General features: G+C 73.8%; 8 protein-coding genes. 4 read left to right on the plus strand and 4 right to left on the minus strand.

All coding sequences use genetic code 11. The features are described 5' to 3' along the window. The first annotated feature begins 18 nt into the window (after positions 1 to 18). Complete coding sequence (locus ACJTNH_RS09415) at positions 19 to 288, plus strand: DUF2277 domain-containing protein (protein ID WP_458174918.1); 270 nt, start codon at positions 19 to 21, stop codon at positions 286 to 288. 74 nt (positions 289 to 362) lie between these two features. Here the strand turns inward: ACJTNH_RS09415 and ACJTNH_RS09420 are convergent, their stop codons facing one another. Further along, the gene (locus ACJTNH_RS09420; protein WP_458174920.1) at positions 363 to 2,441 is read right to left on the minus strand and encodes a PTS mannitol transporter subunit IICBA; all 2,079 of its coding nucleotides are present in this window, start codon (positions 2,439 to 2,441) and stop codon (positions 363 to 365) included. Between the two features lie 383 nt (positions 2,442 to 2,824). Here ACJTNH_RS09420 and ACJTNH_RS09425 point away from each other — a divergent pair, with 383 nt between their 5' ends. Continuing rightward, positions 2,825 to 3,883, plus strand: coding sequence for a zinc-dependent dehydrogenase (locus ACJTNH_RS09425; RefSeq protein ID WP_458174922.1), 1,059 nt, complete (start codon positions 2,825 to 2,827; stop codon positions 3,881 to 3,883). A gap of 93 nt (positions 3,884 to 3,976) precedes the next feature. On the opposite strand, the gene ilvA is transcribed toward ACJTNH_RS09425, so the two are convergent. Next, positions 3,977 to 5,236: a threonine ammonia-lyase IlvA gene (ilvA, locus tag ACJTNH_RS09430; protein WP_458174924.1), complete on the minus strand. Its 1,260-nt coding sequence runs from the start codon at positions 5,234 to 5,236 to the stop codon at positions 3,977 to 3,979. Between the two features lie 544 nt (positions 5,237 to 5,780). Continuing rightward, a complete protein-coding gene (locus ACJTNH_RS09435; protein WP_458174926.1) occupies positions 5,781 to 6,701 on the minus strand; it encodes an SDR family NAD(P)-dependent oxidoreductase in 921 nt (306 codons plus the stop codon). Between the two features lie 139 nt (positions 6,702 to 6,840). Here ACJTNH_RS09435 and ACJTNH_RS09440 point away from each other — a divergent pair, with 139 nt between their 5' ends. Further along, positions 6,841 to 10,215, plus strand: a complete 3,375-nt coding sequence (locus ACJTNH_RS09440) for a pyruvate carboxylase (protein WP_458174928.1) — start codon at positions 6,841 to 6,843, stop codon at positions 10,213 to 10,215. A gap of 152 nt (positions 10,216 to 10,367) precedes the next feature. On the opposite strand, the gene ACJTNH_RS09445 is transcribed toward ACJTNH_RS09440, so the two are convergent. Further along, positions 10,368 to 11,132 carry an SDR family NAD(P)-dependent oxidoreductase gene (locus ACJTNH_RS09445; RefSeq protein ID WP_458174930.1) on the minus strand — a complete coding sequence of 255 codons (765 nt, stop codon included), beginning with the start codon at positions 11,130 to 11,132 and terminating at the stop codon, positions 10,368 to 10,370. A 114-nt stretch (positions 11,133 to 11,246) separates the two neighbouring features. Between ACJTNH_RS09445 and nhaA the strand changes: the two genes are divergently transcribed. Beyond that, positions 11,247 to 13,901 (plus strand): Na+/H+ antiporter NhaA, encoded by a 2,655-nt coding sequence (gene nhaA, locus ACJTNH_RS09450; RefSeq protein ID WP_458174932.1) that lies wholly within the window; start codon positions 11,247 to 11,249, stop codon positions 13,899 to 13,901. Positions 13,902 to 13,903: the final 2 nt, after the last annotated feature.

The raw sequence follows: 13,903 nt of genomic DNA on the forward strand, positions 1-13,903 counted from the left end.
GCCCTTACGCTGCGGGGCATGTGTCGGAACATCCACGTCCTGCACAACCTGGAGCCCGCCACCACCGCCGACGAGGTGCGGGCGGCGGCGCTGCAGTACGTGCGCAAGGTCAGCGGGTCGGCCAAGCCGTCGCAGGCGAACCAGGCGGCGTTCGACCGGGCGGTCGAGGAGATCGCGCACGCCACCGAGCACCTGCTCGCCGACCTGGTCACCACCGCCCCGCCGAAGGACCGCGAGGTGCTCGCCGCCCAGGCCCGCGCCCGCGCCGCCGCCCGCTACGGCCGCTGACGACACCGGCCCGGCCCCCACGCGGGGGACCGGGCCGGTGTCGTGACGTCCCGCCCGAGGCGGGGTGTGTCCGATCAGGCGGGCTGCATCGAACCCAGCACGGCGCGGACGTCGGCCGGGCTCTGCGCCGCCTCGAGGCGGGCGACCTGCTCGGGGTCGACGAAGACCTCCGCGATCCGGCCGAGCAGCTTCAGGTGGTCGTCACCCGCACCGGCGACGCCGATGACGAACGAGACCTCCTTGCCGTTCCAGTCGATGCCGCGGGAGTAGCGCACGAAGGAGATCGCCGTCCGGTGGATGGCCGGCTTGGCCTCGTTCGTGCCGTGCGGCAGGGCCAGGCTGTTGCCCATGTAGGTCGAGACCGACATCTCCCGCTCGTGCATCGCCTGCACGTAGGAGGCGTCCACCGCGCCGGCCGCGACCAGCAGCTCGCCGGCCTCGGCGATCGCGCCGTCCCGGGTGGCGGCGCTGCCGTCCAGGACGATGCTCTCCACGGCCAGGACGTCGGCGCCCTCGTCGCTCAGCCGGGCGACACCCCCGGCCGCGGCGGGCGCGGTGGCCTCCCGGCCGGGCACGGCGGCGCCGTCCGGCGCGGCGGCCGCGGTGGCGTCCGCGGCACCGGGGCCGGCGTTGGTGCGCTTGAGCATCTCGACGATCTCGTCGTAGCGCGGACTGGACATGAAGTCCGAGACCGACACGTGCACCGCCGACCGGGTCTTCTGCTCGGCCCGCTCCGTCAGGTCCTCGTGGGTGACCACCAGGTCGTAGGAGTCGGTCAGGCTGGAGATGGCCTTGTTGACCACGGTGACGTCGGTGAACCCGGCGCCCTGCACCTTCTTGCGCAGCACCGAGGCGCCCATGGCCGAGGAGCCCATGCCGGCGTCGCAGGCGAACACGATCGAGTGGATCGGGCCGTCGGTGCGGGCGGCACCCGAGCCGGTGAGCGCCCCGCCGGTGAGGGACGAGGCGACCGAGGACTTCTTGCCCTTGTTCGCCTCCATCGCTGCGGTGGCCGCGGTCAGGTCACCGTCGTCGTCCTTGTCCAGCTTCAGCAGGAAGGCGGCGACCAGGAACGTGACGCCGGCGGCGACCAGCACCGAGGCGGTGACCCCGAGCAGGCTGCTGGGCGGGGAGGCGGCCCAGACGGCGATGATCGAGCCGGGGGAGGCCGGCGAGCGCAGGCCCGAGCCGAAGAGCAGGTTGGTGGCCACGCCGGCCATGCCGCCGAGGATGACCGCGGCGATCAGCTTCGGCTTGGCCAGCACGTAGGGGAAGTAGATCTCGTGGATGCCGCCGATGAACTGGATGAGGATCGCACCGGGGGCCGACGCCTTGGCGGCACCGCGGCCGAACAGGGCGAAGGCGAGCAGCAGGCCCAGGCCCGGGCCGGGGTTGGCCTCGAGCAGGAACAGGATCGACTGGCCGGCCTCGGCGGCCTCGGTGGTGCCCAGCGGGGTGAGGATGCCCTGGTTGATGGCGTTGTTCAGGAAGAGGATCTTCGCCGGCTCGATGAAGATCGAGGTCAGCGGCAGCAGGTTGCTCTCGACCAGGGTGTCGACGACGTTGGACGCCAGGTTGCTGAAGGCCTGCACGAACGGGCCGGCCAGCACGAAGCCGACGACGGCCAGGATGCCGCCCCAGATGCCGGCGGAGAAGTTGTTGACCAGCATCTCGAAGCCGGGGCGGATCTTGTGCGCCCACAGTGCGTCGAGCTTCTTCATCGTCCAGCCGCCGAGCGGGCCCATGACCATGGCGCCCAGGAACATCGGCACGCTGGCGCCGGTGATCGCGCCCATCGTGGCGATCGCGCCGACGACACCACCGCGGAGGTTGTCGTCGTACATCATCCGGCCGCCGGTGTAGCCGATGAGCAGCGGCAGCAGGTAGGTGATCATCGGACCGACGATCCCGGTGCCCTCGGCGCCGGAGCCCCATGCGCCGAGGTCCTCGACGAAGCCGTAACCCCCGGTGTAGCCCAGCGCGTCACCGATGGTGGTGATCCAGCCGGTCTCGATGAAGAGGGCGGTGATCAGCCCCCAGGCGATGAAGGCACCGATGTTCGGCAGCACCATGTTCGACAGGAAGGTGCCGAACCGTTGCACGTGCAGCCGCATCCCTCCCGATCGGGCGGCCGGGTGGGTCGTCGTGGCCATGGCGGACCTTCCTGAGCTGGGGTGGAGTCGCTCGGCACGGAGTCGTCCCGAGGCGCCGAGAGGCGGTCGTCACCGACCTGTGATCGGAGTCACCAGTCTGTGAGAGTGTCTGTATATATACCCGAGAAGCCGCGGTCAAGGGGGTGAAAGCCACACGTTCTCACCGAGAACCACGCAACCGGGCGGAAGAGCAGGTCCTAGAGTGACCGGTGACACGGGCGGCGGGTCGCAGCCCGGGTCGCGTCGACGCCGACGACCACGCACCCGCCCGCCGGCCACCACCCCGTCGACGCACCCTGGTGTCGAGCGGCCACCCCGGTCCACGCACCTGGTCGACGCACCCGTCGGCACCCCCCCCAACGACACAGCACTCGGAGGACGACATGAAGGCCCTGCGGTTCTACGCACCGGAAGACGTGCGGCTCGAGGACGTCCCCGAGCCCGAGTGCGGCCCGGACGAGGTCAAGATCAAGGTCAAGAACACCTCGACCTGTGGCACCGACGTCAAGATCTTCCACAACGGCCACCAGAACCTCACCCCGCCGCGCACCATCGGGCACGAGATCGCCGGTGAGGTCGTGGAGGTCGGCGCGAACGTCAACGCCACCCACGGCAGCACCTGGGCGCCCGGCGACCGGGTGCAGGTCATCGCCGCCGTGCCGTGCGGGCACTGCCACGAGTGCCGCAAGGGCTGGATGGCCGTCTGCCAGAACCAGACCTCGATGGGCTACCAGTACGACGGCGGCTTCGCCGAGTACATGATCGTGCCGCAGCAGGTGCTCAAGGTCGACGGCCTGAACCGGATCCCGGACAACGTCGGCTACGACGAGGCCTCGGCCGCCGAGCCGTTCGCCTGCGCCATCAACGCCCAGGAGCTGCTCGGCATCGAGGAGGGCGACACGCTCGTCGTCTTCGGCGCGGGGCCGATCGGCTGCATGCACATCCGCATCGCCCGCGGCGTGCACAAGGTCGGGAAGGTCATCCTGGTCGACGTCAACGCCGAGCGGCTGGAGATGTCGGCCAACGCCGTCCAGCCCGACGAGGTCATCAACGGCGCCGAGACCGACGTCATCGCCCGGGTCATGGAGCTCACCGAGGGCCGCGGCGCCGACGTGATCATCACCGCGACGGCGGCCAACGTCACCCAGGAGCAGGCGATCGCGATGGCCGCCCGCAACGGCCGGATCTCCTTCTTCGGTGGGCTGCCCAAGACCAACCCGACGATCACCTGCGACTCCAACGTCGTGCACTACCGCCAGCTGCACATCCACGGCGCCAACGGCTCCGCTCCCGAGCACAACAAGCGGGCGCTGGAGTACATCTCCAGCGGTCAGGTGCCGGTCAAGGACCTGATCACCGAGCACCTGCCGCTGGACCGCGTCCTCGACGCCTTCTCCATCGTGCAGAAGGGCGAGGCGATCAAGGTCACCGTCGAGCCGTGACCACTGTGCGCTGAGTGCCCACCGCCTGGCCGGAACGGGCACTCAGCGCACACCGCTGCGGAGCTCGGGCGCCTGGCGCGCAGCGCTGCCGGACTACACGAGGAAGCGGTAGGCGGTCGTGCCGGGGGCGAGGTGCTGGATCCGCAGCGGGCCGGCCTCGATCCGGGCCAGCAGCGGGGCGAGACCGTCGACGCTGCCCAGCTCGATGCCGGTCAGCGCCGCCCCGGTCTCCCGGTTGTCCCGCTTGACGTACTCGAACAGCACGATGTCGTCGTCCGGGCCCAGCACCTCGTCGAGGAACCGGCGCAGCGCGCCGGGCTCCTGCGGGAACTCGACCAGGAAGTAGTGCTTGAGCCCCCGGTGCACCAGTGACCGCTCGACCACCTCGGCGTACCGGCTGACGTCGTTGTTGCCCCCGGACAGCACGGTGACCACGGTCTGCCCGGGCTCGACGAGCACGGAGCCGCCGGTGAGCGCGGCGCTGGCCAGGGCGCCGGCGGGCTCGGCGATCACCCCGTCGACCTGGTAGAGGTCGAGCATCTCGGTGCAGACCTGTCCCTCGGGCACGGTCACCAGCTCCGCGCCGGAGTCACGGACCAGCGGGAAGGTCACGTCGCCGGCCCGGCGCACCGAGGCCCCGTCGACGAAGGTGTCGATCTCGGCCAGCTCCACCGGTCGGCCGGCGGCCAGCGCGGCTGCCATGTTCGCCGCCCCGGCCGGCTCGACCCCGACCAGCCGGACGCCGGGGGCGTGCTCGCGCAGCCAGGTGCCACAGCCGGCCAGCAGGCCGCCCCCGCCCACGGGCAGGACGACGACGTCCGGCGCGCGGCCCAGCTGGTCGAGCAGCTCGAGGGCCACCGTGGCCTGGCCGGCGACGGTCGACAGCGCGTCGAAGGCGGGCACCAGGGTGGCCCCGGTCGTGGCGGCGTGCGCGGCGGCTGCGACGGCCGCGTCGTCGTAGGTGTCGCCGTGGACGACGAGCTCGACCGTGTCCCCGCCGAGCGCGGCGATCCGCTGCCGCTTCTGCCGCGGCGTCGTCCCCGGCACGAACACCCGGCCGCGGACGCCGAGCACCCGGCAGGCGTAGGCCACCCCCTGGCCGTGGTTGCCGGCGCTGGCGGTCACCGCGCCGGCGGCCCGGCCGGCGGCGTCCAGCTGGCTGATCGTGTTGTAGGCGCCGCGCACCTTGTACGACCGGCCGACCTGCAGGTCCTCCCGCTTCACCCACACCTCGGCGCCGGTGAGCCCGGACAGCCGGGCGTTGCGCTGCAGCGGCGTCCGTTCGGCGACGCCGGCCAGGCGGGTGGCTGCGGCGGAGACCCCGGCGGAGAAGTCGGTGCGGAGGTCGGTCACCGCGTCATCCTCCCCGACGCCCCGTCGGCCACGGGTGAGCGCCGCCGAGAAGCCGGGCGGTGACCGCCGGGGTCAGGTGCCCACGAGGGGGCCGCGGGCCGGTGCGCTGCGGGCGGGCGGCAGCGGCGCCGGGCGCCGCACGCGGCGCCCTGACCGCCCTCCGCCCGGACGGCGGCGGGCCCCCCTCGTGCCGCTGCTGCCGGGACTCCTCCGCGAGCTGGCGGGCGGCCAGGACGCTGGGTGCCTCGGGGTCGTACCAGGGCATCAGCTGGCCTCCGGGAACGCGAGCCGCGTCATCAGCAGCTGGAGCCGGAGGCGCGCCGCCCCGCGGCCGCGGCGCACGGACGTGCTCTCGCGCGGTGCGGCCGGGACGGGAGGCCGGGTGCGGGTCATGGGGAGAGCCTCCCGCGCGCCGGGGCGAGCGCACATCGTCCGCAGGTCTGATCCGGTGGAGCCGGAGGTCGGGGTCCGGGGGTCGGGGCGTCAGCCCCTGGGAGGAGGCGCGGCAGCTCCCTCGGCGTCCTCCCGCGGTCGGTCCGCGAGGTCAGATGCCGGTGAAGGGACCGCGGGTGGCCTCCTTCTCCGGCACCGGGGCGAACACGTTGCCGGTGGTGGCGGCCACGGAGTCCCGGGCGTAGCCGAACACCTTGAGCAGCGGCCCGACCAGTGCGTCGTACACCGGCGGGAACAGCCGGAACCCGGCGATGATCAGCGGGTTCGCGAAGCCGGACTGCTTGAGCCGGCGCGGGTGGGCCACCCGGTCGACGACGGCGCGGGCCACTCGCTCCGGGGTGTAGACCGGCGGCGGCGGATGGCCGGTGTTGCCCAGCACGGTGGCCGCCTGCCGGTAGATCGGGGTCGTCGTCCCGCCCGGGGCGACCGCGGAGACGTGCACGTCCGGCAGTTCGCGGAGCTCCTGCTGCAGCGTGCGGATCAGTGCCAGCTGGCCCCACTTGGCCGTGGTGTAGGCGCCCATCGTGGGGGTGGTGACCGAGGCGAGCAGCGAGCTGACCACGACGATCGACCCGCGCTGCTGGCTGCGGAACTGCGGCAGCACGGCCCGGAAGACGTGGTAGGTGCCCTTGATCGCGGTGTCCACCACCCGCTCGAACACCCCGGGCTGCAGGTCCTCGACCGCGCCGTAGGCCATCACGGTGGCGGAGTGGACGACGACGTCCAGCCGGCCGAAGGACTGCACGGCCCGGTCGACGGCGGCCTGGACCGCGTCGGGCTCCAGGACGTCGGCCGGCACGCACTCCACGGCGGTGGCCCCGGCGGCCCGGCAGTCGGCGGCGGCGTCGGCGAGCGCGGCGGCGCTGCGCGACACCAGCACCAGGGAGGCGCCCCGCTCGGCGAACTGGACGGCGCTGGCCCGGCCGATGCCGCTGGAGGCGCCGGTGACGAGCACGACCTCCCTCAGCGTGCGGGCGGAGGTGAGGTCGTCGGCCGTGGTCTCAGCAGTCACGACGGCGGTGCTACCCCGTGCGCTGCCGGGCAAGCACATCGTGCACAACGGGAACGCCCGATCGACCCGCCCGCCGCTACGGTCGGGCGGATCCAGGGAGGGCCGGCGCCGGCTCCCCGCGAGCCGAGAGGACGCGCCCGTGTTCGAGAAGGTCCTGGTCGCCAACCGCGGGGAGATCGCCGTCCGGGCGTTCCGCGCCGCCTACGAGCTGGGCGCCGGCACGGTCGCCGTCTTCCCGCACGAGGACCGCAACTCGGTGCACCGGCTCAAGGCCGACGAGAGCTACGAGATCGGCGAGCCCGGCCACCCGGTGCGGGCCTACCTGGACGTCGCCGAGATCGTCCGGGCCGCGCAGCGGGCCGGCGCCGACGCCGTCTACCCCGGCTACGGCTTCCTGTCGGAGAACCCCGACCTGGCGGAGGCCTGCGCGCAGGCGGGGATCACCTTCGTCGGCCCGTCGGCGGAGGTGCTGACCCTCACCGGCGACAAGTCGCGGGCGATCGCCGCCGCCCGGGCCGCCGGCCTGCCGGTGCTGCAGGGCACCGAGCCCAGCGACGACGTCGACACGCTGCTGGCAGCCGCCGAGGCGATCGAGGGCCCGGTGTTCGTCAAGGCCGTCGCCGGGGGTGGCGGGCGCGGCATGCGCCGGGTGGACGACCGCGCCCAGCTGCGCAGCGCCATCGAGGCGGCGATGCGGGAGGCGGAGTCGGCGTTCGGCGACGCCACCGTGTTCTGCGAGCAGGCGGTCGTGGACCCGCGGCACATCGAGGTGCAGATCCTGGCCGACGGGGCCGGCGAGGTCATCCACCTCTACGAGCGCGACTGCTCGGTGCAGCGGCGGCACCAGAAGGTCATCGAGATCGCCCCGGCGCCAGACCTGGACCCAGCCCTCCGGGAGCGGATCTGCGCCGACGCCGTCGCGTTCGCCCGGCAGATCGGCTACAGCTGCGCGGGCACGGTGGAGTTCCTGGTCGACCGCGAGGGCCGGCACGTGTTCATCGAGATGAACCCGCGGATCCAGGTGGAGCACACGGTCACCGAGGAGGTCACCGACGTCGACCTGGTGCAGTCCCAGCTGCGGATCGCCGCGGGGGAGACCCTCGCCGACCTGGGCCTGTCCCAGGAGTCGATCGTGCTGCGGGGTGCGGCGCTGCAGACCCGGATCACCACCGAGGACCCGGCCAACGGCTTCCGCCCGGACACCGGCCGGATCACCGCCTACCGCTCGCCCGGCGGCGCCGGGGTCCGGCTGGACGGCGCCGCGACCCTGGGCGCCGAGGTCGGCGCCCACTTCGACTCGATGCTGGTGAAGCTGACCTGCCGCGGCCGCACCTGGGAGATCGCGGTGGCCCGCGCCCGCCGCGCGGTGGCCGAGTTCCGCATCCGCGGCGTCTCCACCAACATCCCGTTCCTGCAGGCGGTGCTGGACGACCCGGAGTTCCGGGCCGGCCGGGTGACCACCTCGTTCATCGAGCAGCGCCCCGAGCTGCTGACCGCCCGCAGCTCCGCCGACCGCGGCACCAAGATCCTCACCTACCTGGCCGACGTGACGGTCAACCAGCCGAACGGTGAGCGCCCGCACCTGGTCGACCCCGTCGAGAAGCTGCCCCGGGTGGACATGGCGCTGCACCCGCTCGACGGGTCACGCGACCGGCTCCGGGAACTGGGCCCGGAGCGGTTCGCCGCCGACCTGCGGGCGCAGCGGGCCCTCGCGGTCACCGACACCACCTTCCGGGACGCGCACCAGTCGCTGCTGGCCACCCGGGTGCGCACCAAGGACCTGCTGGCCGTGGCCGGGCACGTGGCCCGGTCGACCCCGCAGCTGCTGAGCATCGAGGCCTGGGGCGGGGCGACCTACGACGTCGCGCTGCGCTTCCTGCACGAGGACCCGTGGGAGCGGCTGGCCGCGCTGCGCGAGGCGGTGCCCAACATCTGCCTGCAGATGCTGCTGCGCGGCCGCAACACCGTCGGCTACACCCCCTACCCGGAACAGGTCACCACGGCGTTCGTCGCCGAGGCCGCCCGCACCGGGATCGACGTCTTCCGGGTGTTCGACGCGCTCAACGACGTCAGCCAGATGCGCCCGGCGATCGACGCCGTGCGGGAGACCGGGACGGCGATCGCCGAGGTCGCGCTCTGCTACACCGCCGACCTCTCCGACCCGGCTGAGCAGCTCTACGACCTGGACTACCACCTCCGCCTCGCCGAGCAGATCGTGGACGCCGGCGCACACGTGCTGGCGATCAAGGACATGGCCGGGCTGCTCCGCCCGCCGGCGGCGGCGACCCTGGTCAGCGCGCTGCGCGAGCGCTTCGACCTGCCGGTGCACCTGCACACCCACGACACCCCCGGCGGGCAGCTGGCCACCCTGATGGCCGCGTGGCAGGCCGGGGTCGACGCCGTGGACGGCGCCAGCGCCGCCCTGGCCGGGACGACGTCCCAGCCGGCGCTGTCGTCGATCGTGGCGGCGACCGACCACACCGAGCGGGCCACCGGCCTGGACCTGCGCGCGGTCAACGACCTGGAGCCCTACTGGGAGGCGGTGCGCCGGGTCTACGCGCCGTTCGAGTCGGGCCTGCCGGCGCCGACCGGGCGGGTCTACACCCACGAGATCCCCGGCGGGCAGCTGTCCAACCTGCGCCAGCAGGCGATCGCCCTGGGGCTGGGCCAGCGGTTCGAGGAGGTCGAGGCGATGTACGCCGCGGCCGACCGGCTGCTCGGCCGGCTGGTGAAGGTCACCCCGTCGTCCAAGGTCGTCGGTGACCTGGCGCTGCAGCTGGTCGGCGCGGGGGTGGACGTCGAGGAGTTCGCCGCCGACCCGGGCCGCTTCGACCTCCCCGACTCGGTGGTCGGGTTCCTCCGCGGTGAGCTGGGCGACCCGCCCGGCGGCTGGCCCGAGCCGTTCCGCAGCAAGGCGCTGGCCGGCCGTCGTCCGGCCGAGCCGCCGGCGGAGCTGACCGACGAGGACCGGGCGGGTCTGGCGCAGGACCCGCGGCCCACGCTGAACCGGCTGCTGTTCCCCGGCCCGACGGCGGAGTTCCTGGCGCACCGGGAGGCCCACGGCGACACCTCGGTGCTGCCGAGCAAGGAGTTCCTGTACGGGCTGCGGTCCGGGGTCGAGCACTCGGTCGACCTGGAGCCGGGCGTGCGGCTGCTGATCGGCATCGAGGCGGTCTCCGACGCCGACGAGCGCGGCATGCGCACGGTGATGTGCACGCTGAACGGCCAGCTGCGGCCGGTCAGCGTGCGGGACCGGTCCGTCACCTCCGACGTCCCGCCGACCGAGAAGGCCGACCGCACCGACCCGGGGCAGGTGGCGGCGCCGTTCGCCGGCGTGGTCACCCTGAGCGTGGCCGAGGGCGACCAGGTCGAGGCGGGGGCGCAGCTGGCCACGATCGAGGCGATGAAGATGGAGGCCGCGATCACCGCCCACCGCGCCGGCACGGTGACCCGGCTGGCGATCAGCCAGGTCCAGCAGGTCGAGGGCGGCGACCTCCTCGTCGTCCTCGACTAGCCCCGCGCCTTCGCGCGACAAAGCACGCGCGCTTTCGCGCGACAAAGCACGCGCGCTTTCGCGCGGTTAAGTGCGCGCGCTTTCGCGCGGTTAAGTACGCGCGCTTTCGCGCGACAAAGCACGCGCGCTTTAGCGCGAGAAAGCGCGTGGGGTCAGCGGGCGGTCCAGCCGCCGTCGACGGTGAGGGTGTGGCCGGTGACGAGGCTGGCGGCGGGGGAGGCGAGGAAGGCCACCGCGGTCGCCACCTCCTCCGGGCGGCCGATCCGGTGCAGCGCGGCGATCCGGTCGACGACGTCGGCGCGGAACGCCGGGTCCGACAGCGCCGGCTCGGTGCCCGGCGTGTCGACGAAGGTGGGCGCCACGGCGTTGACCCGGATGCCCAGCTCGCCCCACTCCACGGCCAGGCAGCGGGTCAGGTGGATGACCGCCGCCTTCGCGGTGCAGTAGGCCGACTCGCCGGGCAGGGCGACCAGGCCGGCCTGAGAGGCGACGTTGACGATCGCCCCGCCACCGGTGCGCGCCATGTGCCGGGCGGCGTGCTGGGCGAGGAAGAACGTCGAGCGGGTGTTGCGGGACCAGACCGCGTCGAAGTCGGCCTCGGTCAGCTCCAGCGCCGAGGCCATCACCCCGCCGCCGGCGTTGTTGACCAGCACGTCGACCGAGCCCAGCTCGTCGACCACCCGGTCGATCGCCGCTCGGCTCTGCGCCAGGTCGGTGACGTCCATCGGGACGGCGACCACCCGGCGGCCGAGCGCGGCGACCTCGCCGGTGAGCCCGCCGTCGGCCGCGACGTCGCGCAGGCCCAGGCCGATGCCGGCACCGGCCCGGGCCAGTTCCAGGGCGATCGCCCGGCCGATGCCCCGCGCCGCGCCGGTGACCACCGCGACCTGTCCCTCGAGCGAACCGCTGGGCGTCATCGTCGTCCTCCTGTCGCTGGTCCACCGCACGGTCGTCCGGCGGACGGTGCCGCGGGCCAGGACCGGTCATCCGACGGATTCCGCGGTGTCACGTCCGCAGGGTAGGAAGACCGGGTGAGCGCCCCAGCACGGACCACCACGCGAGCGGGGTCCAGTCACCTGATCGCCCAGCTGTCGGCCCAGGCGCGGCGGATGCTGCAGACCGAGGCGGCCAGCGCCGGCCTGCTCGTCGCGGCGACGCTGGCCGCGCTGCTGTGGGCGAACTCGCCCTGGGGCGACAGCTACGAGCGGTTCTGGCACACCGAGCTCTCGTTCGAGGTCGGTACGACCGGCGTCGCGATGGACCTGCGGCACTGGGTCAACGACGGCCTGATGTGCTTCTTCTTCTTCCTCATCGGGATGGAGGTGCGCCGCGAGCTGCAGATGGGCGAGCTGACCCAGCGCAGCCGGCTGTCCATCCCGGCCATCGCGGCGCTGGCCGGCCTGGTCGTCCCGGCGCTGGTCTACCTGGCGTTCAACGCCGGTGGGCCGGGCGCACACGGCTGGGGCATCCCGATCGCCACCGACACCGCGTTCCTGCTCGGCGCGCTCGCGCTGGCCGGGCCGCGGGCCTCCACCCAGCTGCGGGTCTTCCTGCTGTCACTGTCGGTGGTCGACGACATCGGGGCACTGACGGTCATCGCGGTCTTCTACTCCGAGGACATCGACCTGCGCGCGCTGGGCATCGCCGCCCTCTGCATCGTCGCCTTCCAGGTGCTGGCGCGGCTGCAGGTCTGGCGCGGGCCGGCCTACTTCGCCGTCGGGGTGGCGATGTGGCTGTCGATGCACGCCTCCGGGGTGCACGCGACCATCGGCGGCGTCGTCCTGGGCATGCTGGTCAGCGCCTACCCGCCGCGGCGCGAGGCGGTCGAGTCCGCCGGTCTGCTGACCCGGGCCTTCCGGCAGTCGCCGCAGGTGTCGCTGGCCCGGCAGGCGAAGCTGTCGGTCGAGCGGGCGATCTCGCCCAACGAGCGGATCGGCGCTCTGCTGGTGCCGTGGAGCGGCTACGTGGTGGTGCCGATCTTCGCCCTGGCCAACGCCGGGGTGCAGTTCAGCTCCGAGCTGCTGGAGCGGTCGCTGACCTCGCCGGTCACGCTCGGCGTGCTGGCGGCGCTGGTGGTCGGCAAGCTGATCGGCGTCGGTGGTGCGGCCGCGCTGGCGGTCCGGCTGCGGCTGGGCTCGCTGCCACCGGGCGTGCCGCTCAGCAGCGTCTGGGGCGGCGCCGCGCTGTCCGGGCTGGGCTTCACCGTCTCCCTGTTCGTCGCCGACCTGGCCTTCCCCGACAGCGAGCTGCGGGACGGGGCGATGGTCGGCATCCTGGCCGCCGCGGTGGTCGCCGCCGCGCTGGGCATGGGTCTGTTCCGCTGGCTGTCCCGGCGCGACCCGGTGCAGCAGCCGGCCGGTGCCACCGTGCTCGACCCGCCGGTCGACCCGGAGCGCGACCACGTGCGCGGCCCGGCCGACGCGCCGCTGGAGCTGGTCGAGTACGGCGGTCTGGAGTGCCCGTTCTGCGGCCGGGCGACCGGCGTGGTCGAGGACCTGCGGCGTCGGTTCGGCGACGACCTGCGCTACGTCTTCCGGCACCTGCCGCTGCCCGAGGTGCACCCGCACGGGGAGCTCGCCGCCGAGGCGACCGAGGCCGCCGGCGCCCAGGGCGCCTTCTGGGCGATGCACGACCGGCTGTTCGCCCACCAGGACCAGCTGGAGGCCGGCGAGCTGCTCGACCACGCCGCCGCGCTCGGCCTCGACCTCGGCCGCTTCGCCCAGGAGCTCGGCGACGGCACCCACGCCGGCCGGGTGCGCGAGGACGTCGCCTCCGCCGAGGCCAGCGGCGTCCGGGGGACGCCGACCTTCTTCGTCAACGGCGTCCGGCACGAGGGGCCGACGGCCACCGACGCGCTCGCCGCCGCCCTGCTCGCCAGCGACCCGCGCGGCCCGCAGCGCCAGCCGCTGCCGGTGTCCGAGCCGACCGACGGCCCGCGCAACGTGCGCACCCTCTCCCCGCCGGCCCGGCTGCCGGGGCTGACGAAGCTGCCCGACGGCCGGTTCGAGGAGACCCCGGACGACGGCTCGACCCCCCGGCTGAGCGACGAGCACGTCAGCGCCTTCCTGCGGGCCGGCCGGCGGGTGCGCACCGAGCGGGGCCAGGTGCTGCTGCGCTCGGGTGCCGCCGAGTACGACTTCTTCGTGATCCTGTCCGGCTCGGTGGCGATCGTCGAGGGCCCCCTGGACGGCGTCGACGGTGCTCCGCCGCGGGTGGTCGCCGTCAACGGTCCGGGGCGCTTCCTCGGTGGGCTCAACCAGCTGGCCGGGCAGCGCCCGGTGCGCTCGCTGGTCGCCGTCGATCCGGGGGAGGTGCTGGTGGTCACGCTGGAGCGGCTGCGGTCGCTGCTGGCGCGCAACCGGGAGCTGAACGACCTGGTGACCCGGTCGTTCCTGCTCCGCCGGGCGATGCTGATCGGCCAGGCCAGTGGCCTGCGGGTGGTCGGCGACCGCCGCTGGCCGGCCAGCGCCGAGCTGCAGGCCCGGCTGGCCGCGGACGGCATCGCCCACCAGTGGCTCGACCCGGCCGATGACGCCGCCGCCCGCACCCTGCTCGCCGAGGCCGGGGTGGAGGGCACCACCACCCCGCTGGTGATCCGGCCCGACGGTCGGGTGCTCGTCGACCCGACCCGGGACGACCTGCTGCAGGCCGCCGGCACGGCCACCCGCGACCTGACCACGACCTGACC

This window comes from Modestobacter lacusdianchii, assembly GCF_054177765.1.